At 65.5% G+C, this 24,755-nt stretch carries 21 protein-coding genes; 5 read left to right on the top strand and 16 right to left on the bottom strand.

All coding sequences use genetic code 11. The features are described 5' to 3' along the window. The first annotated feature begins 3 nt into the window (after positions 1 to 3). Positions 4 to 678 (top strand): triacylglycerol lipase, encoded by a 675-nt coding sequence (locus GGD67_RS26380; protein ID WP_179736918.1) that lies wholly within the window; start codon positions 4 to 6, stop codon positions 676 to 678. Positions 679 to 682: 4 nt separating this feature from the next. Here GGD67_RS26380 and tcuB read toward each other — a convergent pair whose 3' ends face one another. Together tcuB and tcuA are read right to left on the bottom strand one after the other, a co-directional pair. Beyond that, positions 683 to 1,783, bottom strand: a complete 1,101-nt coding sequence (gene tcuB / locus GGD67_RS26375) for a tricarballylate utilization 4Fe-4S protein TcuB (RefSeq protein WP_179736916.1) — start codon at positions 1,781 to 1,783, stop codon at positions 683 to 685. Next, positions 1,770 to 3,161 carry an FAD-dependent tricarballylate dehydrogenase TcuA gene (gene tcuA, locus GGD67_RS26370; protein WP_179736907.1) on the bottom strand — a complete coding sequence of 464 codons (1,392 nt, stop codon included), beginning with the start codon at positions 3,159 to 3,161 and terminating at the stop codon, positions 1,770 to 1,772. The genes tcuB and tcuA overlap by 14 nt, the downstream gene beginning before the upstream one ends. A gap of 153 nt (positions 3,162 to 3,314) precedes the next feature. On the opposite strand from tcuA, the gene GGD67_RS26365 reads away from it, so the two are divergent. Continuing rightward, positions 3,315 to 3,998 carry a GntR family transcriptional regulator gene (locus GGD67_RS26365; protein ID WP_179736905.1) on the top strand — a complete coding sequence of 228 codons (684 nt, stop codon included), beginning with the start codon at positions 3,315 to 3,317 and terminating at the stop codon, positions 3,996 to 3,998. Positions 3,999 to 4,008: 10 nt separating this feature from the next. Here GGD67_RS26365 and GGD67_RS26360 read toward each other — a convergent pair whose 3' ends face one another. The 11 genes from GGD67_RS26360 to mobB all read right to left on the bottom strand — a co-directional run bounded on the left by GGD67_RS26360 (position 4,009) and on the right by mobB (position 18,693). Continuing rightward, positions 4,009 to 5,094 (bottom strand): HupE/UreJ family protein, encoded by a 1,086-nt coding sequence (locus GGD67_RS26360; protein WP_179736903.1) that lies wholly within the window; start codon positions 5,092 to 5,094, stop codon positions 4,009 to 4,011. Positions 5,095 to 5,112: 18 nt separating this feature from the next. After that, on the bottom strand, positions 5,113 to 5,586 hold the full coding sequence (gene ybaK, locus GGD67_RS26355; RefSeq protein WP_018317021.1) for a Cys-tRNA(Pro) deacylase: 474 nt from the start codon (positions 5,584 to 5,586) through the stop codon (positions 5,113 to 5,115). A 250-nt stretch (positions 5,587 to 5,836) separates the two neighbouring features. Further along, positions 5,837 to 8,605, bottom strand: a complete 2,769-nt coding sequence (gene fdhF / locus GGD67_RS26350) for a formate dehydrogenase subunit alpha (protein WP_018317020.1) — start codon at positions 8,603 to 8,605, stop codon at positions 5,837 to 5,839. Beyond that, entirely contained in the window at positions 8,602 to 10,308 is a 1,707-nt protein-coding gene (locus GGD67_RS26345; RefSeq protein ID WP_179736901.1) for an NADH-ubiquinone oxidoreductase-F iron-sulfur binding region domain-containing protein, read from the bottom strand. The genes fdhF and GGD67_RS26345 overlap by 4 nt, the downstream gene beginning before the upstream one ends. Positions 10,309 to 10,592: 284 nt before the next feature. Beyond that, positions 10,593 to 10,874, bottom strand: a complete 282-nt coding sequence (locus GGD67_RS26340; protein ID WP_018317018.1) for a hypothetical protein — start codon at positions 10,872 to 10,874, stop codon at positions 10,593 to 10,595. Positions 10,875 to 10,959: 85 nt separating this feature from the next. Continuing rightward, positions 10,960 to 12,612, bottom strand: a complete 1,653-nt coding sequence (locus GGD67_RS26335; protein ID WP_028142275.1) for an OFA family MFS transporter — start codon at positions 12,610 to 12,612, stop codon at positions 10,960 to 10,962. A gap of 344 nt (positions 12,613 to 12,956) precedes the next feature. Further along, positions 12,957 to 14,981, bottom strand: a complete 2,025-nt coding sequence (locus GGD67_RS26330; protein WP_092261699.1) for a cache domain-containing protein — start codon at positions 14,979 to 14,981, stop codon at positions 12,957 to 12,959. Then, a complete protein-coding gene (locus GGD67_RS26325) occupies positions 14,974 to 16,407 on the bottom strand; it encodes a sigma-54 dependent transcriptional regulator (RefSeq protein ID WP_179736899.1) in 1,434 nt (477 codons plus the stop codon). Before GGD67_RS26325 ends, GGD67_RS26330 begins: the two co-directional genes overlap by 8 nt. A 213-nt stretch (positions 16,408 to 16,620) precedes the next feature. Further along, complete coding sequence (locus tag GGD67_RS26320) at positions 16,621 to 16,854, bottom strand: sulfurtransferase TusA family protein (protein WP_028142272.1); 234 nt, start codon at positions 16,852 to 16,854, stop codon at positions 16,621 to 16,623. 45 nt (positions 16,855 to 16,899) lie between these two features. Next, complete coding sequence (glp, locus tag GGD67_RS26315; protein WP_179736897.1) at positions 16,900 to 18,156, bottom strand: gephyrin-like molybdotransferase Glp; 1,257 nt, start codon at positions 18,154 to 18,156, stop codon at positions 16,900 to 16,902. 9 nt (positions 18,157 to 18,165) lie between these two features. Continuing rightward, positions 18,166 to 18,693 carry a molybdopterin-guanine dinucleotide biosynthesis protein B gene (mobB, locus tag GGD67_RS26310; RefSeq protein ID WP_092261702.1) on the bottom strand — a complete coding sequence of 176 codons (528 nt, stop codon included), beginning with the start codon at positions 18,691 to 18,693 and terminating at the stop codon, positions 18,166 to 18,168. 183 nt (positions 18,694 to 18,876) lie between these two features. Between mobB and fdhD the strand changes: the two genes are divergently transcribed. The 3 genes from fdhD (at position 18,877) to GGD67_RS26295 (ending at position 20,714) form a co-directional block, all read left to right on the top strand. Continuing rightward, positions 18,877 to 19,767, top strand: a complete 891-nt coding sequence (gene fdhD, locus GGD67_RS26305) for a formate dehydrogenase accessory sulfurtransferase FdhD (protein WP_018317011.1) — start codon at positions 18,877 to 18,879, stop codon at positions 19,765 to 19,767. After that, entirely contained in the window at positions 19,748 to 20,389 is a 642-nt protein-coding gene (gene mobA, locus GGD67_RS26300) for a molybdenum cofactor guanylyltransferase MobA (protein WP_179736894.1), read from the top strand. The genes fdhD and mobA overlap by 20 nt, the downstream gene beginning before the upstream one ends. Before the next feature lie 154 nt (positions 20,390 to 20,543). Beyond that, positions 20,544 to 20,714, top strand: a complete 171-nt coding sequence (locus tag GGD67_RS26295) for a hypothetical protein (RefSeq protein ID WP_246784377.1) — start codon at positions 20,544 to 20,546, stop codon at positions 20,712 to 20,714. 71 nt (positions 20,715 to 20,785) lie between these two features. On the opposite strand, the gene GGD67_RS26290 is transcribed toward GGD67_RS26295, so the two are convergent. From GGD67_RS26290 to GGD67_RS26280, 3 genes are read right to left on the bottom strand one after another with little or no spacing between them, the layout of a single operon-like run. Further along, a complete protein-coding gene (locus tag GGD67_RS26290) occupies positions 20,786 to 22,747 on the bottom strand; it encodes a molybdopterin biosynthesis protein (protein ID WP_179736892.1) in 1,962 nt (653 codons plus the stop codon). A 1-nt stretch (position 22,748) separates the two neighbouring features. Beyond that, complete coding sequence (locus tag GGD67_RS26285; RefSeq protein ID WP_179736890.1) at positions 22,749 to 23,855, bottom strand: molybdopterin-binding protein; 1,107 nt, start codon at positions 23,853 to 23,855, stop codon at positions 22,749 to 22,751. A gap of 54 nt (positions 23,856 to 23,909) precedes the next feature. Then, positions 23,910 to 24,737, bottom strand: coding sequence for a substrate-binding domain-containing protein (locus GGD67_RS26280; RefSeq protein ID WP_179736888.1), 828 nt, complete (start codon positions 24,735 to 24,737; stop codon positions 23,910 to 23,912). Positions 24,738 to 24,755: the final 18 nt, after the last annotated feature.

The following is a 24,755-nucleotide window of genomic DNA, read 5'->3' as shown; positions in this document are numbered from 1 at the left end:
CAGATGCACGAGGCGCCTCATTCAGGCGACGCGCGATGCCCGGGAGTGGTTCTGCTTCACGGCATCGCGCGGACCTCGGCATCCCTGATGAAGCTGGAACGGGCGCTTCGTGCGGCCGGCTTCGCAACGCTCAACATCGACTATCCCAGCCGCAGCAAGCCGATCGCCGCGCTTGCGGAGGATATCCACCCGGCGATCACCCGTTTCGCCGAGCGCGACGCACCGCTGCATTTCGTCGCGCATTCGATGGGCGGGCTCGTCGCGCGCGCATATATCGCGAAACACCGGCCGGCCCGGCTTGGCCGCGTCGTGATGCTGGGCACGCCGAACAGCGGCAGCGAGGTCGCCGATCTCCTGCGGGGATCTTTGCCCTATCGCAAATTCTACGGGCCAGCCGGGCTCGAGCTCACCACCACGCCTGCGACCGCGCCGAATGCCCTCCCCGCCATCGACTATCCGGTCGGCGTGATCGCCGGAAGCCGCTTCATCGATCCCGTCGCCGGCATGCTCGTTCTGCCGAAGCCAAATGACGGACGGGTCTCTGTGCAAAGCGCGGGGCTGGCCGGCATGGCCGACCATATCGTCGTGAAGACGTCGCATACCGGGCTTCCGCGCCACGCCGCCGCGATCGCGCAGACCATCGCCTTCCTGCGCGAGGGCCGCTTTCAACCGAGATAGCGGGTCACGCTGCAGTCCGCCGCTCCTGCGCATAGCGCACCAGCGCGGCGAAACGGTAGATGCCGTGCACGAACTTGCCATAGGGCATGGTGACGAACAGCGCGAACACCGCGCCGAGATGCAGCGCCAGCAATGGCCCCATTGCGGCGGTCTCACGCAGGACCAGAAGCGCCATGCCAGTGAGCCCGGTCAGGAACAGCATGGCGATGAAGCCGACATCCATGCCGTAACGGTTCTCGTCGAGCAGTTCCGGCGCCCTGCGCAGCTTCGCGACGAACAGCCCGACTGGCCCGACGACAAGGCCGATGCCGCCGAGCGAGCCGAGCACGACGGGCAGATCCCACCAAGGATACGGCGCCTCGCGCGCAAGCAAGTAGTGATAGAGTGTGGCCACCGATGTCGCCGCAAAGCACAGGATGAAGCCGTAGAACGTCAGATGATGGTACAGCTTGCGCCGGTCGGTCGGCTTGTCGTCCTCGTTGTAGCAGCCGATGCCGCCGCCGTGGAGATAGCGCAGCTCGCCGGCATCGCGGATCGCCCGGAAGATCGATCTCCCATCGGCGCGACCGCCGATCGGCGGCCCGATGTCGCGCCAGAAGGCGCGCACGCTCATGATCAGTGCGAGGATCGCAAAGAGGAATGCGGCGCTGAACAGCGCGGCCATCGCGTTGTGCGGCATCAGCTTGTAGAACGCACCAGGACCGCTGTGCACGCCGAACAGAACGCTGCGGTCATTCAAAGCGGCAAAGCCGAGGATGAAAACTGCCATGCTGAGCGCAGCGACGATGCTGATGACCAGACCGTTGCGCGCGAAGGCGCCGGACAGCGCCCTCGGCCAGGCATAAGCGGCATAGGATTCCGCGCGCGCAATCGCTAGCGTCTGGGGAACGTTGACGTTGAACTCGTGCGGCGGCGAGAACTGGCAATCGACATAGCAGGCACCGCAGCCATGGCAGAGATTGGCGAGATAGTTGAGGTCGCCGTCCGAGAAGGCGCGGCGCATTTCCATGGCCGGAAATACCGCGCACAGCCCCTCGCAGTAGCGGCAGGAATTGCAGACCGTCATCAGGCGGTCGGCTTCGTTCAGGATCCTAGTTCCGTGCATGTTTTGCCGCTTCCCGTCCCGCGATCCGCCCGAACACGCTGCCGATCGTCATGCCCATGCCAGCTGCGTAGCCTTTGCCGAGCACGTTGCCGGCCATGATCTCGCCGGCGGCGAACATGTTGCCTGACGGCTTGCCGTCAGCCATCAGCATCCGCGCCTCCTTGGTCACGCGCGTGCCGAGATAGGTGAAGGTGATGCCGGGCCGCACCGGATAGGCGAGATAAGGCGGCGTTTCGATCTTGCGCGCCCAGTGCGTCTTGGGCGGCGTGATGCCTTCGGTGCGGCAATCATCCAGAATCGTGTGGTCGAAGGTGCCTGATAGCACCGCGGCGTTGAACTCGGCGGTCGTCTTTTCCAGCGCTGCCGGGTCGAGCTCCAGTTTGCCGGCGAGCTCGGCCACGGTCTGTCCGGCGATCGGCGGAAACAGCGTCGGCATGAAGCTCGTGACCACGGTGGAGTCGAAGATGATGTAGGCGATCTGGTCGGGCTGCGCCGCGACCAACCGGCCCCAGATCGCGTAGCGCTTCGGCCAGAGGTCCTCGCCCTCGTCGTAGAAGCGCTGGGCGTGCTTGTTGACGACGATGCCGAACACCACGGAGTCGTGACGTGTGATGATGCCGCCGTCGAATTTCGGCGCGCGGGCGTCGATCGCGACCGCATGGCACTGGGTGGGATCGCCGACTTCCTGCACGCCCTTGTCGAGCAACATCTTCAGGATCGAACCGCGATTATAGGGCGTGCCGCGGATCAGGAAATTGTCGGCGGCCTCGCCCCAATATTGCTTGAGCCATTCGATGTTGGCCTCGAACCCGCCGGCCGCGGCAACCAGCGAGGTCGCGCGGATCTCGGTCTCGCCCTTGATCGGCCGTTTCAGGCGCGCTGCGAGGAACATGCCGTCTTCGATCAAGAGGTCGGTGACCTCGGCGTCGTATTCGACCTCGACGCCGAGCCGCTCGGCGGTGAGATAGAGCGCATTCAGCATCGCCCGGCCGCCGCCGAGGAAGAAGGAATTGGTGCGGCCGAGGCTTAGCGTGCCGCCGAGCGAGGGCTGCCAGCGCACGCCCTGCTCCACGATCCAGTTCAAGATGTCCTTGGATTCGCGGATCATGTGGCGCGCGAGCACCTCGTCGGTCTGCCCGCCGGTGACGCGCAGCAGGTCCTCCCAGAACTCGTCCTCAGTGTAGGGACCGGTCAGGATTTCGGTTGCGGCGTCATGGGCGCAACGCATGTTGCGGGTGTGGCGGGTATTGCCGCCGCGATAGAACTTCGGCGCACCTTCGAGCACCAGCACCGACGCACCACCGCGCCGTGCCGCGATCGCCGCGCACAGCGCCGCGTTGCCGCCGCCGATCACTAGCACGTCGTATTTGCTGCTCATGCCGTCCGTCCGATACGACGAAGTGGAGACATTCTATCCACCGGCGGCACCGGTCACCCGCATCGCCATTGCGTACCTTTGTATACAAAGATATACATAAGCTGTGCAAGCGACATCTCTGCATGGGCAGGATGCGCCTTGCGTCGAGGGAACATGGCGAGGCGCCCGGCAAAGACAGGCGGATCAATCGCGCGCGGCGGCGGCGTTGCGCTCGGCGAGGCCGTGTTCCGCTCGCTCTGTGAAGCACTCCGGGCCGGCAACTACCGCGCCGGAGATCGCCTGCGCGAGGAAGAGGTCGCACAGCGGCTCAAGGTCAGCCGCACCCCGGTGCGCGAAGCGCTCGGCCGGCTCGCCGCGCGCGGCTTCGTCGAGCCCGCCGGCGGCCGCGGGCTGATCGTGCGCAATCTCGACATCTCCGAGGTCCTCGAGCTTTACGCCATGCGCGAGATCATGGAAGGCGCCGCGGCGCGCCTTGCCGCCGAGCACGCTTCGGCGCCCGAGGTCGATGCGCTCCGGGATATCGAGCAGGCTTTTGTCGAAGCTCCCGCAGCGGACGCGGCCGAGATGGCAAGACTCAATCGCAGCTTCCACGAGGCCATATGCCGGGCAGCGCGCAACCGCTATCTCGACAACGCTTCGCGGGAATTGCAGGACTGGATCGCCCTGCTCGGCCCGACCACCTTCTCCGTATCGGGCCGCCCCTCGTCCAGCCATGGCGAGCACCAGGCCATCATCAACGCCATCGCCGCGCGCAACGGCGACAAAGCAGAGCAGCTTGCCCGCGCACACATCCGCGAGGCGCTGCGCTGCCGGCTGAAGCTGTTACAGAAGCAGTAGGCCGGCCCGATCACGCCTCGAGCACGCGCGTCAGCAGCCAATATCCACCGAGCAGCCCAATCGCCGCGGACACCGAGTAGACCAGTCTCGTCGCGCGTGCCGGCTCATCCGGCCCGACCATAGTCACACGGTCGAACAGGCCAAGTATCGGCACCATCAGCGCGACGATCGCGATCTGCCCGATCTCGACGCCGATGTTGAAGGCGGCCAGCGCCGGGACGATCGCATCCGGCGGCAGGCCGATCTCGTGAAGAGCGCCGGCGAAGCCAAAGCCGTGGATCAGACCAAACAGAAGAGCCACGCGCCAGCGCTTGTCGACGTCCCGCGAGAAGAAGTTCTCGGCCGCCACGAACACGATCGAGGCCGCGATCGCCGGCTCCACGATGCGGCTCGGGATGACCAGGACATTCAGCGCCGCGAGCGACAATGTCAGGGAGTGGGCGATGGTGAAAGCGGTCACGATCTTGACGACCGGCAAGAGCCGTCGCGCCCACAAGACGATCGCGACCAGAAATGCGATGTGATCGTAACCGAGAAAGATGTGCTCGATGCCGGTGAGCAGATAGCGTTGCATGATCGAGAACGGCGATGGCGGCGCCGTCGAGAGCGTCACCGTCGTATTGTCGGCATCGAGCAAGGCCTGCGCCTCGGACCTGCCCTGCGCGATCAGCACCACCTGTCGCGCGGTCTTGTCTTTCGCCGTCAGCACGGTGGAGCGATAGATGATGTCGCCGGCCGCGTCCGCGCAAGCAAAGCTGTTGCGATAGACGATGCCGTCACCGTCAGGCAGGATCGCGGCATCACCCGCCGAACAAGCCGTACCGCCGCCTGTCACGGCCAGGTGCCGGCCGAGATAATCGATGATTGCGGATTTGGCCGCTTCGACCGCGACCGGGTCGACCGCGTCCTGCCCTGCATCATGGATCTTCGTGCCGATCAGGCGATCGACATCGCTGCCCTTCAATCCCATCTCGACGTTCACAGTGCGACCGGCGGTGAGGGCCACGCGCGCGGTCACAAGATTGATCTGATGCGCCTCAGCCGGCGGGTAGACCACAAGCAGGATCGCGAACCACAGTAGCAGTGGCCGCCTCATGATCGCGCTCCATTGCCGTCACGCCAGCACATCCGCGACGACCGCTTTCACGACGTCCCTCACATCACCCGGCTTGAGCCGCACCTGCAACCCGCGCTGGCCGCCATTGAGATAGACGAGATCATGCGCGAGCGCGCTCTGCTCGATCACGGCGCGAATGGGCTTGCGCTGCCCGAACGGGCTGATGCCGCCAACCTTGTAGCCGGTGACGCGCTCGGCCTCCGGCGGCTTCATCATCTGCGCCGACTTGCCGCCCGCGGCTGCGGCGAGCTTCTTCATCGAGACCTCCTGGTCGGACGGCACGACCACACAGACCGGCTTGCCGTCCACCAGCGCCATCAGCGTCTTGAGGACACGTGCCGGGTCTTCACCGAGCGCGGCGGCCGCCTGCAGCCCGATGCTCTCGGCGTCAGGATCATAGTCGTAGGCATGGACGGTGAAGGCAACACCGGCGGCCGTGAGGGCCCGGGTGGCGGGGGTGACCTTGGACATGGGCCACGTTTAGCACCGTCATTGCGAGGAACGAAGCGATGACGATGTAGGGGTACAATTCCCCGCCACGCTCTCCGTTGTCGTCCCCGCGTACGCGGGGACCCATAATCCCAGGGAAGAGTTTGGCTAAGGCTCGCAGTCCGGTACTGCGACCGTCTGCAATCGATGGATCACGCGGTATGGGTCCTGGCTTTCGCCAGGACGACACCGGTAAATTGGCGGCACTGAGCCGCCAACTAACGCCGGAGCCCTACTCCGCCGCGTCCCGCATTTCCACGCGCTCGGCCCGGGCCGCGCAGAACTTGAACTCCGGGATCTTGCCGAACGGATCGAGCGCCGGATTGGTCAGCAGGTTTGCCGCCGCCTCCGCATAGCAGAACGGCATGAACACCATGTTCTCCGGCACGTCGCGGTCCGAGCGGACCTTGACCTCGACCGCGCCGCGGCGGGTCTCCAGACGAATGAAATCGCCCGGTGTGAGGTTCTTCTTGCGCATGTCCTTCGGCGACATGAAGGCGACCGCCTCCGGCTCGATCTGGTCGAGCACCTGGGCGCGGCGGGTCATCGAACCGGTGTGCCAGTGCTCCAGCACGCGACCGGTCGACAGCACCATCGGATACTCGGCGTCGGGGATCTCGTCCGGCGGGATGACCTTGGCCGGCACGATCTTGCCGCGGCCGCTGGCGGTCGGGAAGCCTGTGGTGAAGATGATCTCATTGCCGGGCTTGTTGGGATCGTCGACCGGATAGGTCACCGCGCCTTCGCGCACCAGCCGCTCCCAGGTGATGTTCTTCAGCGACGGCATCAACTCTGCCATCTCGGTGAAGACGTCGCCCGGGCCGGCGTAATTCCAGGGCAGGCCCATGCGCTTGCCGATCTCCTGGATGATCCAGAGATCCTGCCGCGCATCGCCCGGAGGCTTGATCACCTGGCGGGCGAGCTGCACGCGGCGATCGGTATTGGTGAAGGAGCCGTCCTTCTCCGCGAAGGCCGAGGCCGGCAGGATGACGTCGGCATGGAATGCGGTCTCGGTGACGAAGAGATCCTGCACCACGAGATGATCGAGCATGGCGAGCGCATGGCGCGCATGCTGCAGATCCGGATCGGACATCGCGGGGTTCTCACCCTCGATATACATGCCCGTGATCTCGCCGGCGTGGATCGCATTCATGATCTCGACCACGGTCAGGCCGCGGACGGGATCAAGATCCTGCTGCCAAAGCTTTTCGAAGCTGCCGCGCAGATCGTCGCGACCAACCGGCTGATAGTCCGGCAGGAACATCGGGATCAGGCCGGCGTCGGAGGCGCCCTGCACGTTGTTCTGGCCGCGCAGCGGATGCAGGCCGGTGCCGGGACGGCCGACCTGGCCGGTGATCAGCGCCAGCGCAATCAGGCAGCGCGCATTGTCGGTGCCGTGGACATGCTGGCTGATGCCCATGCCCCAGAAGATGATCGACGATTTTGCGCGGGCATATGTCCGGGCAACCTCGCGCAAGGTTTGCGCCGGGATGCCGCAGATCGCTTCCATCTTCTCCGGCGCGAATTCCTTGATCTTCTCCTTGAGGTCCTCGAAGCCTTCGGTGTAGCCGGCGATGTACTGGTCGTCGGTCAGGCCTTCGGTGATGATCGTGTGGATCATCGCGTTCAGCATCGCGACGTCGGAGCCGGGCTTGAACTGCAGGTGTTTGGTCGCGTGGCGCGACAGCGTCTGCCGGCGCGGATCCATCACGAACAGCTTTGCGCCGTTCTGCTTGACCGCATTCTTGATGAAGGTTGCGGCGACCGGATGGTTCACGGTCGGGTTGGCGCCGATCACGATGATCACTTCGGCATCCATCGCAGCCGAGAATGGCGCCGATACCGCGCCCGAGCTCAAGCCTTCGAACAGCGCCGCCACCGACGAGGCGTGGCACAGTCGGGTGCAATGGTCGACGTTGTTGGAGCCGAAGCCGGTACGCACCAGCTTCTGGAACAGATAGGCCTCTTCGTTCGAGCCCTTGGCCGAGCCGAAGCCCGCCAGCGCCTTCACGCCCTTCTCGTCGCGGATCTTGACGAGGCCCTTGGCGGCGATGTCGAGCGCTTCCTCCCAGCTCGCTTCACGGAAATGGGTGAAGGGATTGGCGGGATCGACCTGGTCGTTGGCATCCTTCTTCGCGTTCGGCAGCCGCACCAGCGGCTTGGTCAGGCGATGCGGATGGTGGATGTAGTCGAAGCCGAAACGGCCCTTCACACAGAGACGGTTGCGATTGGCGGGGCCGTCGCGGCCCTCGGCATAGATCACCTTCTCGTCCTTGACCTCATAGGTCACCTGACAGCCGACGCCGCAGAACGGGCAGAGCGAATCCACCTTCTTGTCGGCGTAGGTGACACGGGTCTGCTTCTCGTCGAGCATCACGGCCGGCATCAACGCGCCGGTCGGGCAGGCCTGCACGCATTCGCCGCAGGCGACGCAGGTGGACTCGCCCATGGGATCGTCGAAGTCGAACACGATCTTCGAGCCATGGTTGCGGTAGGCCATGCCGATGACGTCGTTGACCTGGACCTCGCGGCAGGCGCGTACGCACAAGCCGCACTGGATGCAGGCGTCGAGGTTGACGCGCATCGCCGGATGGCTGGCGTCGGTTGCCCAGCGCTCGGCGGCGGGGAAGCGGCTCTCGGTGACGCCTGTCGTCTCGGCCCAGTGCCAGAATTTCGAATCCGGATCGTGGCTGGTCTCGCGCGCCGGCTGGTCGGCGACGAGCAGCTCCATCACCATCTTCTGCGCCGACACCGCGCGCGCGGACTCCGACTTCACCTTCATGCCGACCGACGGCGTGCGCTTGCAGGACGCAGCCAGCACGCGCTCGCCCTCGATCTCGACCATGCAGGCGCGGCAATTGCCGTCGGGCCGATAATCGGGCGCGGGCGAGTAGCACAGATGCGGGATCTCGCGGCCCTGGCGTTTTGCGACTTGCCAGATCGTCTCGCCGGGATTGGCTTCGACCTGCTTGCCGTCGAGCTCGAAGGTAATCTTGGTCATTCGGCCGCTTCCTTGAACTCGTCAGGGAAATATTTGATCACGGTGGCCAGCGGATTCGATGCCGCCTGTCCAAGCCCGCAAATCGAGGCATCGCGCATCGCCTGGCTCAATTCTTCCAGAAGAGCGCGGTTCCAGACCGGCTTCTGCATCAGCAGCGCCGCCTTCTGGGTTCCGACACGGCACGGCGTGCACTGGCCGCAGCTTTCGTCCTCGAAGAATTTCATCAGGTTCAACGCCGCCGCGCGCACGCTGTCCTTTTGCGACAGGATCACGATCGCGGCAGAGCCGATGAAGCAGCCGTATTTTTCCAGCGTGCCGAAATCGAGCGGGATGTCGTCCATCGACGCCGGCAGGATACCGCCGGATGCGCCGCCCGGCAGGTACGCATAGAACTGATGGCCGTCGGCCATGCCGCCGCAATATTCGTCGATCAGCTCGCGCACGGTGATGCCCGCGGGTGCGAGCTTCATGCCGGGATTCTTGACTCGGCCCGAGACAGAGAAGCTGCGCAGGCCATGACGCTCGTGGCGGCCATTGCCCTTCCACCAATCAGCGCCCTTCTCGACGATGTCGCGGACCCACCACAGCGTCTCGATGTTGTTGATCAACGTCGGCAGGCCGAAAAGGCCGACCTGGAACGGATAAGGCGGCTTGTGCCGGGGCAGGCCACGCTTGCCCTCGATGCTTTCCAGCAGTGAGGATTCCTCGCCGCAGATATAGGCGCCGGCGCCGCGGCGCATGTGCAGCGTCGGGCCGCCCGGCGGGAGCTTTGCGATCTCGCGCTCCAGGATCTCGCGCGAGGCCGGATATTCGTCGCGCAGGTAGATGTAGACATCGGAGGCCTGCACCACATGCGCGCCGATCAGCATGCCCTCGATGAAGCGATGCGGATCGCTTTCGAGATAGACGCGGTCCTTGAAGGTGCCGGGCTCGCCCTCGTCGCCGTTGATCGCCATCAGCCGCGGACCGGGCTCGCCGAGCACGGCGCGCCATTTCCGTCCCGTCGGGAAGCCGGCGCCGCCAAGGCCGCGCAGCGAAGCATCGTCGAGCGATTTCAAAAGATTGTCGGTCGACAGTTCGCCCGAGCGCAGGCGGCCCAGCAGCTTGTAGCCGCCGCCCGCGACGTAGGCCTCGTAGCCGATATAGTTGGGCAGATGCGCGTGAGTGTCGCCGACCTTCGCCGCCGCCATCACATTGGCGACGGTCGCATGATCGACGAAATTGTGCCCGACCTCGGCTGCCGGCGCAGTATCACAACGACCGACGCAGGGCGCGCGCACCACACGGATGCCAGGGCCGCTTGCGCTTTGCAGATCCTCGAGCAGCTTCTCACCGCCGAGCATCGCACAGGTCAGGGAGTCACAGACGCGGATCGTCAGCGGGGCGATATCCGGCTCGCCCTCCTTCACCACGTCGAAATGCGCGTAGAACGTCGCGGTCTCGAACACCTCGGCGAAGGCGAGCTTCATCTCGTCGGCGAGCGCGGCCAGATGCGCGGCCGAGATCTGATGATATCTGTCCTGGATCAGGTGCAGATATTCGATCAGGAGATCACGCCGCCGCGGCCTGTCGCCGAGCAGCTGCTCGATCTCGTGCGCGGCGGTGGGATCGACCTGCCGCCCCTTGGGCGTGGCCTTGGCGCGCTTGCGTCCCTCACCGGGATGCTCGAACGGGCGGACCTTGTGCACGTCGTCGTGGCTCATCGATTCGTCTCGATCTCGTCTTTTAGAACGACTCCAGTTCTAGCTCCTGGCATGCCAGATGCCAAGCAAATTATCATGCTCACGGAAGCAGTTAAGCGCAGCCCAAGGGCAACCCAGGATCGCTGCCCGGACACGGCCTTGCGTTCGTCCAACGCGCCAATCGATAGAACGAAGCCTGAATTGGTCTGGAGATCAATAAAGGCTTCCTATGCTGCGATAGCGAAATCGTATCGAGCTCCGCTCCGAGGCTGCAGGTGACCTCTCCGTGCCCCAATGCTGACGGGTCAGCTCTTGCCCATGCACTCCTCGATATAGAACCAGCGATCGTCGCCCGCGAGGCCCTTGGCCTTCACGTCCTTGCGGCACTCCCTAAGCTTTGACTTGTTGGCGCTCCACTTGGCCTTCATGTCCTTGAGCTTCTGCGCGGTCAGCTTGATCTTGCCGGGCTTGGCCTCGGTCGCGGCGGGCGGCGTTACAGCCGGTGCCGCGGCGGTTTGTGCCGATGCGGATTGCAGGGCGCCGGCGACGAGCAGCACGGCGGCTGCACAAACGAGCTTACGAACCATCGAATTCCCCCAGGGAAGTTTTGAAACAATCGAAATGAGCGGCGGGAGCGCGCATGGTGCGCTCCCGCCGCGAATGAACGTGCGATCAGAAGATCTTGACCGCGCTCTCCAGCGTCTTCCAGACACCCCAGGCCAGCGGCACGCCGACAAAGGCCCAGAACAGCGCCGCATTGGCATCCAGACCGCCCTTGCCGATGCCGAACGAGCCGTGCTGGACCGACGCTTCGCTCTTCGCACTGGCCGCCTGCAGGCGGGCCACCTCCTCGTGGCTCATGTTCCACTTCGGATCGACCGGCTTGATCAGGTAGTTGCAGATCAAACCGGCGATCAGCATGGCACACAGGATGTACATCGTCGTGTTGTAGAGCTGATCACGCGGCACGCCGGCCGCGAGCTGGAACTCGCGGATGTAGTTGACCACGACCGGACCGATGATGCCGGCAGTCGACCATGCCGTCAGCAACCGGCCGTGGATGGCGCCGACGAACTGGGTGCCGAACATGTCGGCAAGATAGGCCGGCACCGTCGCGAAGCCGCCGCCATACATCGACAGGATGATGCCGAATCCGAGCACGAACAGCAGTTTCGAGCCCATCGCCGCGAAGGTGGGCGCCAGCGCGTAGAGCACGATGCCGAGGATGAAGAACGTGTAGTAGGTGTTCTTGCGCCCCATGAGGTCCGACATCGACGCCCAGAAGAACCGGCCGCCGATATTGAACAGCGACAGCAGGCCGGCGAAGCCGGCGGCGATCGCCGCGATCGATGCCTTCTGTTCGACCGAAAGCTGGCTGAACGTCAGTTCCGGATGCCCGATCAACTTGCCGGCGAAGATTTCCTGGAGCATGGGCGAGGCCATGCCGATCACACCGATACCCGCCGAGACGTTCAAGCAGAGCACCCACCAGATCAGCCAGAATTGCGGCGTCTTGTGCGCGTTGTTGAGGTGCACATGGTGCTCGGTGATCATCGACTTCTTCTCGCTTGGCGGCGTCCAGCCATCAGGCTGCCAGCCGGGCGGCGTCACCCGATACGAAAAGGCACCGATCGTCATGAAGATGAAATAGATCACGCCCATCACGACGAAGGTCTGCCAGACGCCGACATCCGTTGCGGTCTTGAAGTAGTTGATCAGCAGATTGGCGAGCGGCGCACCGATCATCGCACCACCGCCAAAACCCATGATGGCCATGCCCGTCGCCATGCCGCGGCGATCGGGAAACCATTTGATCAGCGTCGACACCGGCGAGATATAGCCGAGGCCGAGGCCGACGCCGCCGATGACGCCGGCCCCGAGCCACATGATCCAGAGTTGATGGACGTAGACGCCGAACGCGCCGATCAAGAGGCCGCCGCCCCAGCAAAGCGCGGCAACGAAACCTGCCTTGCGGGGGCCGGCACGCTCGAGCCAACCGCCCCAAATCGCGGCAGAGACGCCGAGCAGGACGAAGAACAGCGTGTACATCCAGCCGAGGCTCGCGACCTTCCAATCGCAGGTCGTGGTGAACAGCTCCTGCCACAGCGAGATGTCGGGGCAAGCCTTGCTCTGCGTGATGCCGATCGAGCGCGACAGCGGCAGCCAGAACACCGAGAAGCCGTAGGCCATGCCGATGCAGAGATGGATGCACAGCGCGGCCGGCGGCACCAGCCAGCGATTGAACCCGGCCTTCGCGATCGTGCGTTCACGATCGAGGAAGCCGGAAGCACCAACCGGTGCAAGAACGGTATCGGCAGTTGTCATAAGCATTCCCTCCCAAGCGCGGCCTTGCCGGCACATCGGTTTGAGACCGGTCGTGTGCGTGCTTTCAGCCGCGCATGACAGGTCGGACTTCATTCATGCCGAAGTGGAATCGTCTGGTGCGCATCCGTCTTGTGCGCCGAGCAAGCAACTGATCGCGGGCGATGTCCCTTCGCCTCGCAAGCAGCGTTGCCTTGACGGCTATCGCGCCCTCATCCCCCTCAACACCCTGTCTTGAGAAGAGCAACGCGCGTGCCAGAAGTCGCATCGTGACGATTCAACGACTTCCCGCAGCGCAGCGTGCCGCGCCGGACAGAATGTCCCGACTCCAAGGACAAAATGTCCAATCAGGTCGCCTCGGGCAGCCACATCGTGAAGGTGCTCCCGGAACCGAGGTGGCTTTCCGCCGTGATCTGTCCGCCCTGGCGCTTGATCAGCGTCTGGCTGATGGAGAGGCCCAGTCCGGTGCCTTGCCGCCGTTTGGTGGTGTAGAAGGGGTCGAAAATCTTTTCGATCACGTCTGCGCTCATGCCGATTCCGGTATCAGTGACCTCGATGGCGACGCCTTGATGGCCGTCGCGCTCGGCATCGAAGGAGCGGAGCGTCAGGGTCCCGCCGTCCGGCATGGCGTGGATCGCGTTGACGATGAGATTGACCAGGACCTGCTGCAGCTCGTTCCGGTTCATCAGCACGAGCCGGCTGGCGCGGTCGTCCCTGACCACGGCGATCTCGGTCTTGTTCAGAAGATGCTGCACCAGCGGCAGACAATCGGAGATGACGCTCGTCGGCGCATGGCGCTCGACATAGCCGGCATATTCCTCCGGCCTTGCAAACTGCAGCAGCTTGGTCACGATCTGGCTGATGCGGTGAATCTGCTCGTCGAGCAGGCGAAACTCGACCTTCGCCTTGTCGGCATCGGCCCCGAACACGCTGCGGATGACGTCGAGATTGCCCTGCATCACCGCGATCGGATTGTTGATCTCGTGCGCAACGCCGGCGGTGATCTCGCCGATCGCAGCCAGCTTTTCGGACATGATGAGCTGCTTGGTGGTTGCCTCGAGCTTGAGATTGGCGTGCTCGAGGTCGCGGGTGCGCTCCAGCACGCGGACGTTCAGTTCCTCATTCCACTCCCGGAGCTGCCGGTCGCGTTCCTGGATCTGGTCGAGCAGGCTGTCGAGATGAACCGCGACGCGGCCGATCTCGTCACCCAACACCGGCATCTTGGTGCGGGCGGAGAGGTTCCCGCGCTCCACCTCGCCGATCGTCGCCGTGACGCGCTCCAGCGGCATGAAGATGGAGGTCGCCCAGCGCAGGAAGATCGGTACGGTCGCGGCGGTGATCGCAATGAACGCAGCGATGATGATCACCAACGTCTGGTATTTGGCTTCGCTGAACGGCTTCTCCAGAAAGCCGACATAGAGCATGCCGACCCGCTTGCCATAACTGTCGACCAGCGGCTCGTAGGCGGAGATGTACCAGTCATTGACCACGAAAGCGCTGTCGAGCCAGGTGTGCCCCTCGCCCAGCACGGCCGAGCGCACCGCCGCCGACACGCGCGTGCCGAGCGCGCGCCGTCCCTCGAAAAGACGGACGTTGGTCGAGATCCGCACGTCGTCCAGGAACAGCGTCGCGGTTCCCTGGCTGCCCTCCGGCAGGCTCGCCGCGCGGTAGACGAGATCGTTGATCGTGTCGATGAATTCGAGGTTCTGGTTGAGCAGCGTGCCACCGACCAGCGCAGCGGCGCCCCCGTCAGGCAGCATCGCCCGGCTCGCCGCGTGCACGACCATGCCGCGCGTCTCCGTGCTGCGGTCGGTCGGCACCGCGTTCGGGGTCGGCACCAGGTCCAATCGCGCGCGCTCGGCCAGGGCCGGCGAAATTGCGGCGAGCTCGTCATTGCCGAAAATGTCGACGCCGGTCGCAGGGACCTGGCCCGACAGCGCCGACATGATGATCGGCCAGTCGCCTCTCGGTTGACGCTGCAGCGGGGGCGATGAGGCCAGGACGTCGCCGCGATCGTTGGTCAGGTACAGGAAATCGAGACCGATCTCCTTGCGGGTCTCGTCGAGCAGGTCCCGCAGCGAGCCGCGCGCATCCGGCGCCAGCACCTCCTGGAAGCGGGCCGACAGGCCGAGCGCCCGGATCTGGACGCCGGTCTTTTCCAGGATGCGGGCGAGATATTGATGGGCGATGGTGAGATCGCCGTTCACCTTGGAAATCAGGGCCGCGTCGAATTTTGCGTTCCAGCGATAGATTGCGACGCCGAGCAGGAGCGGCAGGATGACCAGCATCGGCAGCAGAGCGATCGCGAGCAACCGGAAGCGGACGGAGCGTCCCCGCACGAGCTCACCGCTGCGGCGGGCACCATCAGACATCCCATAACGCGCATTTGCGGTCGATGGTCTTGCGCGAGATACCGAGACGCCGCGCCGCCTCCTCGCGATTGCCATTGACCTCCTTCAGCACACCGAGGATGTGACGGCGCTCGAGCTCGGCGAGACTGTCCGCAGGTACCGACTGGCCGTCGTTGCGGGGACCGGCGAAATCGTCGGGGAAGGCGCCGAGGATCAGCGTGCGCTCGATCAAATTGCGCAGCTCGCGCACATTGCCCGGCCAGTCATAGCTTGCGAGCGCCGCTCGCACCGAGGCGTCGATCGTCACCGGCGGCATGCCGAGCTGGGTCGACAGCTTGCTCATGAAGATGGCGGCAAGCTCCTGCACGTCGTCGCCCCGATCCTTCAGCAGCGGCAGGTGGATCTGCATCACGTTGAGCCGGTAGAACAGATCGGCTCGGAAACGGCCCTTCTCGACCTCTTTCTGAAGCTCGGCATTGGTTGCGAAGATGAAGCGCAGGTCGACCGGAACTTCACGCTCGGAGCCGACCGGACGGACGCGGCGGTCTTCGAGCACGCGAAGCAGCTTGCTCTGCATCGGCAGCGGCAGCTCCCCGATCTCGTCGAGGAACAGCGTGCCGCCATGCGCATACAGGAACAAGCCCTCACGCCCCGAATCGGCACCGGTGAAGGCGCCCTTGATGTGCCCGAACAGCTCCGCCTCGATCATCTCGGGCGGGATCGCCGCACAATTCACGGGCACGAAGGGCTTGTCGGCGCGATCGGACAGCGAGTGGATCGAGCGCGCTGCCACTTCCTTGCCGGTGCCGGATGCGCCGGTGAGGAGGACCGAGGTCGGCAGGCGCGCGACGCGAGCGATGGTCTCACGCACGCGCAGCGTCGCTGCCGATTGGCCGATCAGATTGTCGCGCAGAAAGGTGCGGTCGGACGAGGCGCGCAGGGCGTAGCGCAGGACATAGTTCTCGCGCTGGAGGCGGACACGGTCGAGGCATCGTGCCACCGCGTTGAGGATCTGGTTGGAGCGGAACGGCTTGAGCACGAAATCGGCCGCACCGGCGCGCAGGGCCTGGATCGCGGTGTCGAGGTCGGCATAGGCGGTGATCAGGATGGCGTCGGCGAAAAAGCCGACGGCGCGCTGCTCGGCGAGCCAATCGACGCCGTTCTTGCCGGGCATGATGTTGTCGAGAATGACGACGTCGTAGCGGTTGGAATCGAGCTTGCGCGAGGCCTGGTCGGTATCGGCCGCCTCGTCCACCAGCTTGCAGCGCGGCGCAAGCGTACGCACCAGGAAATTGCGCATGCCCGGCTCGTCGTCGACGATCAGGATGGAGGCCTGTGCCAGCGCGCCGAACTCCGGCCCTGCAGCCGTCTTGCCGGGCTTGACGGCAGGCTCGCGGCCCGCCGCGGGACCTGCGGCAGCGCTTGCCCTCGATGTTGAGAAAGTCATGCCCGACGTCTTTGAGAGTGTTGGGTTTGAGGGGTCTTGGGTTTGAGGGGTCTTGGGTTTGAGGGGTCTTGGGATTGAGGGTCTTGGGATTGAGAGTCTTGGGTTTGAGCTCATCCACGGCACCAATCGGCGCCTTTCGCATTGCAGCGAAGTTCCGGCCGTGTCCCGCGCAGGCAACATAGTCAAACGTTGCCGCCGTGAATATTCGCCTTTCTACGGGGCGTCGCTCTTTTCGACCAGGAACACGATGCGCGCCTCGTTGCGTTCGGTGATCTCGACCTTGTCGCCGGTCTCGCGGATCAGGTTCGGAATGTCAATCACCGACAAGGGATCGGTGCAGTGGACCTCGAGCTGATCGCCCGGCTGCAATGGCTTGAGCGCCTTGCGCGTCTTCAGGGCGGGCAGCGGGCATTTCAGTCCGGTGAGATCGAGCGTCGTTCTGGTCATGGGCGCAACATGGCGGGACCGATCGATGGCGTCAACGCGACGCCGCTAGAGCAGATCGGCGTAGGACAAAAAACCTACGGCCTGCCCCGGCTCGACGCCCGTGATGCTCTCACCGAGCTCGACGAGGCCGTCGGTCTCAACCAGCGAGGACAACAGCCCGGCCCCTTCGCGCGGAAACTTCACCGCCTCCAGCGTACCGTCCTCCGCCCGCCGCAAGGAGACGCGAACATATTCGCGCCGGCCTGCCTTCTTCTTGTAGGTGAAAGCCGCCCGCAGTTGGATCGGCAGAAGCGGCTCCGGCAGGCCCCCGGCGAGCGCCAGCACTGTCGGCCGCACTACATGGACGAAGGTGACGAAGCTCGCGACGGGATTGCCCGGCAATCCGATCAGCGGCGTGCCGTCGATGATACCCATCGCCACGGGACGGCCAGGCTTGATCGCCATCCGCCACAGTACCAGCGAGCCGATGCTCTCGACCGCCGCCTTGACGTGGTCCTCCTCGCCGGTCGAGACGCCGCCGGTGGTGAGGATCAGGTCATGATCCCCGGCCACCTGCTTCAAGCCATTGCCGAGCGAAGTCCGCTCGTCGCGCAAGATGCCGAGATCGCTGACCTCGCAGCCGAGCCGGCGCAGCATCGCCATCAGCATGAAGCGGTTGGAATCGAACAGTTGCGAGGCCGCGCGCGGCTCGCCGGGTGAGGCCAACTCGTCGCCGGTCGAGAACACCGCAACGCGAATGCGCCTGATGACGTCGAGACTGACAAGACCGAACGCCGCGGCGAGCGCGACATGCTGCGGCCGCAAGCGCTGGCCGGCGCGCAGCGCGACGTGCCCTTTCGGGATGTCCTCGCCGGCGGGGCGAACATTGGCACCGGGCTTCAGCCCCGGCGGCAGCACGATCCTGCCGGAATCGTCGATGCGGACGTCCTCCTGCATGAAGACGGTTTCGGCATCCGGCGGCATCGGCGCGCCCGTGAAAATGCGCGCGGTATGGCCGGGCTTGATCGGCGCCTGTGCGAGGCCGCCGGCCTGGATGCGGCCGTCGAGCGGGAACGCCCGCTCCGCGCCTTCAGGAATGTCACCGTTGCGCACGGCGTAGCCGTCGACGGCCGAGTTGGTAAAGGGCGGCAGCGGCAAGGGCGCTGCGACATCGCGTGCCAGCACGCGCCCGTCTGCGTCGATGAGCGCCACCGTCTCCAGATCGGCGATCGCGTTGACGCGCGTCGTGATGAGACCAACGGCCTCGTCGACCGACATCATCGGGCCGCCGAAGGCAAAGCAATCGTCCGAGAGTTGCGCCATGGTGCCTCGTCAGCGTATCGCGGCGCTTTTCGCCACCGCTTCCTCGACCGGCATCGCGGCGCGCAGCAGCAACGCCGCAGCTGCCGCGACATCGTCGAGATGGACAGTCGGCAGCTTGGTGTCAATGGCGGTGTCGGCCGCGATCCCGGCAATCCCGGGATCGTCGGGAAACAGCAACGGCTTGCCGTTCGCCGCGCGATGCACCTCGATCTTACGATGCGGCTCGCGCTTGAAGCCCTCGACCACGACGAGATCGACCGCGGAAAGCTTGTTCAGGAGCTCCGGCAGCCGCGGCTCCGCCGCCCCGCGCAGTTCGTGCATCAGGGCCCAGCGGTTTGACGACGCAACCAGCACCTCCGCCGCGCCGGCCTCGCGATGGCGCCAGGAATCCTTGCCGGGCACGTCGACGTCGAACTGGTGATGCGCATGCTTGATGACCGAGACGCGCAGCCCTTGCGCGTTGAAATGCGGGATCAGCCGCGTCAACAGCGTGGTCTTGCCCGCACCGCTCCAGCCTGCAAGGCCGATGACTTTCATTCCAGCTCCGTCTCCGCGAGCGACTTGGTTTTGGTGGAACCGCTATCCCTTCCCGTCATTGCGAGCGAAGCGAAGCAATCCAAACTCCTCGCTTCGCTCCTCGCAATGATGACCGGAAGCATTTCGTTTTCCGTCAGCATGCTTATATCGGCTTGACCCGAATGTCATGCTAACCTCGCCGCCATGATGAAGATCGACAAAGCCCCGGTGCCCCTGATCGTCCCCAACCCGGACGACCCGCGCCTGACCCAGAGCGTGACCGGGACCGACCAGACCGGCGCCAGGGTCGAGATCAAGGTACCGATGGAGCGGCCGCTGACGCTCTACCTGAACTCCCAGGAGATCGTCACCATGATGACGATCGGCGATTACCCCGAATATCTGGCGCTCGGCTACCTGCTGAACCAGAACATGCTGAAATATAATGACGTGGTCACCGAGGTCGAATACGACGACGACCTCCAGGTGGTCGTGGTGCGCACCACACACCACACCAATTTCGAGGCCAAGCTGAAGAAGCGCACGCAGACCTCGGGCTGCGCGCAGGGCACCGCCTTCGGCGATCTGCTCGAGGCGGTCGAGAGCGTCGCGCTGCCGAAGGCCGAGCTGCGCACGTCCTGGCTGTACCAGATGACGCAGACCATCAACACCATGCCCTCGCTCTATCTCGAGGCCGGCGCGATCCATGGCTGTGTGCTGTGCAAGGAAGGCACCCCGCTCTGCTACACCGAAGACGTCGGCCGCCACAACGCCGTCGACAAGATCGCGGGCTGGATGTACCGCCACGGTGTCGATGCCAGCGACAAGATCCTCTACACCACGGGGCGGCTCACCTCTGAGATGGTGATCAAGACGGTCCGCATGGGAATTCCGATCCTGGTATCGCGCTCCGGCTTCACCGCCTGGGGCGTCGATCTCGCAAGACAGGTCGGGCTGACGCTGGTCGGACGCACGCGCGGCAAGCGCTTCATCGCGCTCGCGGGGGAGGAACGCATCGTCTACGATCAGGACCTCGCTTACGTCGAGGAAGAGTCGGCCAAGCACAAGCGCAAGGGTGAAGCTGGTGACGACTGACATTCTGCCGACGCAAGGCGTGCTGCTCGCCGGCGGCCTCGCGCGGCGCATGGGCGGTGGCGACAAGCCAATGCGCACCATCGGCGGCCGCACCATCCTGGAGCGCGTGATCGCGCGCCTGTCACCGCAATGCAGCGGGCTGATCCTCAACGCGAACGGCGATCCCGCGCGTTTCGCCGCGTTCGGCCTGCAGGTCGTCGCCGACGACGTGCCCGGCTTTCCCGGCCCGCTCGCCGGCATCCTCGCCGCGCTCGACTGGACCGCGGCGAACCGGCCGGGCGTCGAATGGGTGCTCAGCGCCGCCGGCGACTGCCCGTTCCTGCCGCGCGATCTGGTCGCGCGCCTGCATGACACGCGCGCGCGTGAGAACGCGCAGCTCGCGGTCGCCGCATCAGGCGAACAGTCGCACCCCGTGATCGGCCTGTGGCGCGTCGCCTTGCGCGACGAGCTCAGGCACGCGCTGGTCGTTGAAGACCTCCGCAAGATCGACCGCTGGACCGCGCGCTATCCACTCGCGACGGTGACGTGGCCGACCGAGCCGCTCGATCCTTTCTTCAACGCCAATACGGTCGAGGATATCGCCGAGGCCGAACGGCTGGCGGCGCTGGATGATGCATCCTAGGGCATTGCTGGAGTTCATGGCCTTGAGCTCCTGGCTATGAACCGGGCCTGAGAAGCGAACGACCAATGATTGGGACGTTGCCCCGGATGAGCCATGGCCGACTCGCTCTTGGAAGTCATTTTCGACGTTGTCGATCTCGCGTTCGATGTTTCGGATGCAAATCGATCGCACGAAGCAGCTGAGCAAGCCTGACACCGTCGAAGTCCCGCCGGACCCGAAACCGTTGCCGGCCGCCGCCCAGCGTGCGCTCGCGGAAGCCGAGGAACGGGAGCGCAAACGCGGTCAGTCCGATCAAGCCGCCAGCAGCACCGACCAGGCATCGTAGCTGCAGATCCAGCCGGTATCAGTCCGCTCCTTCCGCCAGATATTTGATGCGCGAGGTCTTCTGCACCGTCGCTACGCAGGCCGGAATCCGGCGCGCTCCAGCGCGGCACGGGCCTCATTCGAGCCAAGCGCATCGAGAAACGCCTGCACCGCCGGCCGGTCCTTGCGCGCCGTGACCAGCGCGAAGTCATAATGCTCTTCCGCGAACGGAATGAAACCGAGGCCGGCCGCATGGGCGACCGGTGCAATGGTCATGCCCCAATCGGCGCGGTGCTGCGCAACAGCTGCCGCGACCGCATTGTGCGAACGCGGCTGATTCCAGTAGCCTTCCGGCCGCGCGCCGCCGAGCAGCCGATCGATCAGGATGCGCGTGCCGGCGCCCTGGTTACGGTTGACCATGATGCAGGCGGGGTGAGCGAGAGCGGCGGCGACGGCCTCCTTCGCGCCGAGGCCCTCGAAACGCCTGTCGTCCTTGCGGAAGACGATGCCCTGCATCCGCCGCCAGCCCGGCACGAGCTCGAGGCCCTCGACGAGATAGGGCGAATTGTACGTCTCGCTCTTGTCATCGAACAGATGGATCGGCGCGAGATCGCATTCGCCGCGCTTTGCGGCCGCGAGTCCGCCGAGGCTGCCGACGGCGATCGAGCGCACGGCCAGGCCGGCATGCGCGAGCTGTGCGGTGACGAGATCGAGGCCGGTGCAATGGCTGCCGACGATGACGAGATCGGGCACGCGCACATGCGGCGTGAACAGCGTCACCTCGGCTTCGGTCCCGGCCGGCATCTGGTCGGCGAGCGCGTCGATGCGCAAAAAGCCGTCGGCCTGCGCGAAGGACGTGATCGCGCCAGACCCCTTGCCGGAGGGATAGGCGATCAGGCCGTCCCTGCCCTCGACCAGCGCTACCATGACGAACTCGGTGCGGCCGAGCTCGGACGCAATGCGCACCGGCACGGTCGCGTTCACCTTGGCATCCGAGCGCGGCGGCAGGCCGGCCAGCTTGCGCAGCACCGGCACGATCATGTCGTGGAAGGTGAACATCGCCGAGGTCGGAAAGCCCGGCAGGATCACCACCGGCTTGCCGTCGCACACCGCAAGGCACAACGGCTTGCCAGGCTTGAGCGCAACGCCATGCGCGATGATGCCGGGCCGGCCGAGCCGGCCGATGATGCGATGGGACAGGTCGCCCGCGCCTTTCGAGGTGCCGCCCGACAGCACCAGCATGTCGGCATCCGCGAGTGCGGCGCGCATGGCAGCTTCGAGCCTGGCTTCATCGTCGGCAATGGCGCCGAGGAAGACCGCCTCGCCGCCATTCTCGTCGATCGCGGCCGCGACGATCGCGCCGTTGGTGTCGTAGATCGCGGCGGGCGGAAGAGCCCCGCCGGGCTGGACCAGCTCGTCACCGGTGGAGATCACCGCAACCCGCGGCCTGCGCGCGACGAGCACCTCTGCAATGCCGCAAGCCGCGAGCATGCCGATCTCGCGCGAGCCGATGATCGTGCCGGCACGCAGCAGCGCCTCGCCGCGCGCAATGTCGGATCCGGCGTACGACACGAATTGCCCGGGCGAGACGGCACGGCGGACGTCGATTGCATCGGATCCAACCGGCTGGGTGTGCTCGACCATGACGACCGCGTCGGCGCCACGCGGCAACGGACCGCCGGTGGCGATCGGCGTTGCGGTTCCCGCCGCCACTTGCATCCTCGGCGCGGTGCCGCAGTGGATGCTCTCGCCGTTCAGCGTGAGGCGCCGGGGAGCGCCTTCGCCGGCCGCCGCAAGGTCGGCCGAGCGCACGGCAAAACCGTCGACATTGGAACGATCGAACGGGGGCACGTCGATCGGCGCGGTGATGTCTTCGGCGAGCGCCACGCCGAGCGCATCGCCGAGCTTGCGCTTTTCGCTCGGAACGGCGCGCGGGAACAACGCGGCCTCGAAGCGCGCCAGGGCCTCCTCGCGCGAGAGGATCTTGAGGAACTGCTCTTGTTCGAGCGCGCTGCGGATTTGCGATTGCGGGTTCATCGACATGTCAAAACCCATATCATTCCCGCATCAGATAGGCATCGACCGGCACGCCCGCCGCAAATCCCTCGTCCCTGTCGGGAATGAGCAGCCATGCGTCCGCACCGGCAATAGCCTGGAGCGGCCATTCGCCCACGGCAAGCGGCATCCAGCCGTGCTGTTCCCGGGCCAGCAAAGCGATCTCGGCGATGCCGACGCTGGACGCGATTTTTCGCGCAAGCGGCAGGGTCACGCGCCGGCGCGGCCGGCGCGCCGATAGCCGGTCGACGAGCGGAAGCACGAGCGCGAGCCACGCCGCCAGCGCGTGATCCGGCGAGCCCGGCAAGGCGACGACGGGAACCTTTCCAATCTTCGCGACCGCGGCGGTATGCCCGGGCTGAAGTGCAAGACCGTGGGCGATCACCTGACCACGCTGAGCCAGCGCCGTCACGGCCGCATCGCCGCGGCCAACGCCGCTGCCGCCGGCTGTGAAGATCAGATCGCAGGAGGACGTATCGAGCGCATCGGCAATCGCCACCGCATCGCGCGCGCTCGCCTCACACGTCTTCACATCCAGTCCCGCAGCGCGCGCGATCCCCGCGATCATATGCATCGTTGCCGTTGCACCCGGCACGTTGACGATGCGCAGCCGGGGCCGACGCACGCCGAGCTTGTCCAAACCGGCAATGCGTGCGAGCAGCAGATCGGCTGCGACGACCGGTTGGCCCTCGGCGCCGGCCGGCGTGCGCTCCGCGATGTCGCTGCCGCCACGCCTGACGCCCTGCCCCGGCACGCCCTCCGCCAGCACCTGCACGAGCGGTCCCGATGCATCGACCGCATCGGCATCGAGCACACAGTCGCAGCCGGCGGGCATCGGGTCACCGGCCTCGACCCACGCGGGCGCTTGTGGCAAAGGCAGCGGCGAATAAGAGGACGCGCCGACGAGATCGTTGGCGCAAAGCGCCCAGCCGTCCGCGGCGGCGATGTCGTGATGCGGATGGGCCGCAAGCAGCGGCGTGCCCGCCGCGATGCAGCCGGCCGCTTCGCTCAGCGGCAACTCCACCGGTGCAAGCGGCTCAAGCCCGCTCAGCAACGCGGCGAGCGCGGTGTCGAGCGGCGTCAGCGATGGCGGCAGGCGCTGGGTCATGCGCCATGGTGGACCATGCATCGCCCGGTTTGGCAACCACCGGCGATGCCGACGTCAACCGCCCGACCTGTCCGCATTGGGGAAGAACAGCTGCTGTCCGTCGACCTTGTAGCCTGCGATCGCCGTCTGTCCCTCCGGCGAAGTCAGCCAATCGATGAAGGTCTGCGCGAGATCCTTCTTCACGTTCGGAAACTTCTCGGGGTTCACCAGCATCACGCCATACTGATTGAGCAGCCGCCGGTCGCCTTCGACGACGATGTCGAGATCGCCGCGATCCCTGAAGGCGATCCAGCTGCCGCGATCCGACAGCACATAGGCATTGGCGGCGCGCGCGGCGTCAAGAGCCGAGGCCATGCCCTGTGCCGCCTCGCGATACCAAGCGCCCTTGGCCCCGGCGATGTCGATGCCGGCGACGATCCAGAGCGCAAGCTCCGCAGCATGGGTGCCCGACCGGTCGCCGCGCGTCACGAACGGCGCACCCTTGGCCTCGATCGCCTTCAGCGCCGTCGCGATGTCCTTGCCCCTGACGCCGGCGGGATCGTTCTTCGGCCCGATCAGCACATAGTCGTTGTACATCACGTCAAAGCGCTTCACGCCAAACCCGTCCGCGACGAATTTCTCCTCCTGCGGCCGGGCATGCATCAGCACGACGTCGGCCTCGCCCCTGCGCGGCCCGTCGAGCACCTCGTCGGCGCGCCGCGCGATCACCGTCACGTCGACACCGGTCTTGTCGCGAAAGATCGGCAGCAGATAGTCGAGCAGGCCGGAATCCTGCGTCGCGGTCGTCGTGGCAAGGACGAAGCCGCGGTCCTCGGCGGATGACGCCGCAATGGCGGCGGTGAGGCCGCAGAACAGCGCGAATGCAACGGACAGGCGGCCCATGATCGGGGGTTCCTTTGG

Source organism: Bradyrhizobium sp. IAR9, assembly GCF_013408065.1.
Taxonomy (GTDB): Bacteria; Pseudomonadota; Alphaproteobacteria; order Rhizobiales; family Xanthobacteraceae; genus Bradyrhizobium.
Note: the sequence above shows the minus strand (reverse complement) of the source record. Positions and strands in the feature narration are given on the sequence as shown.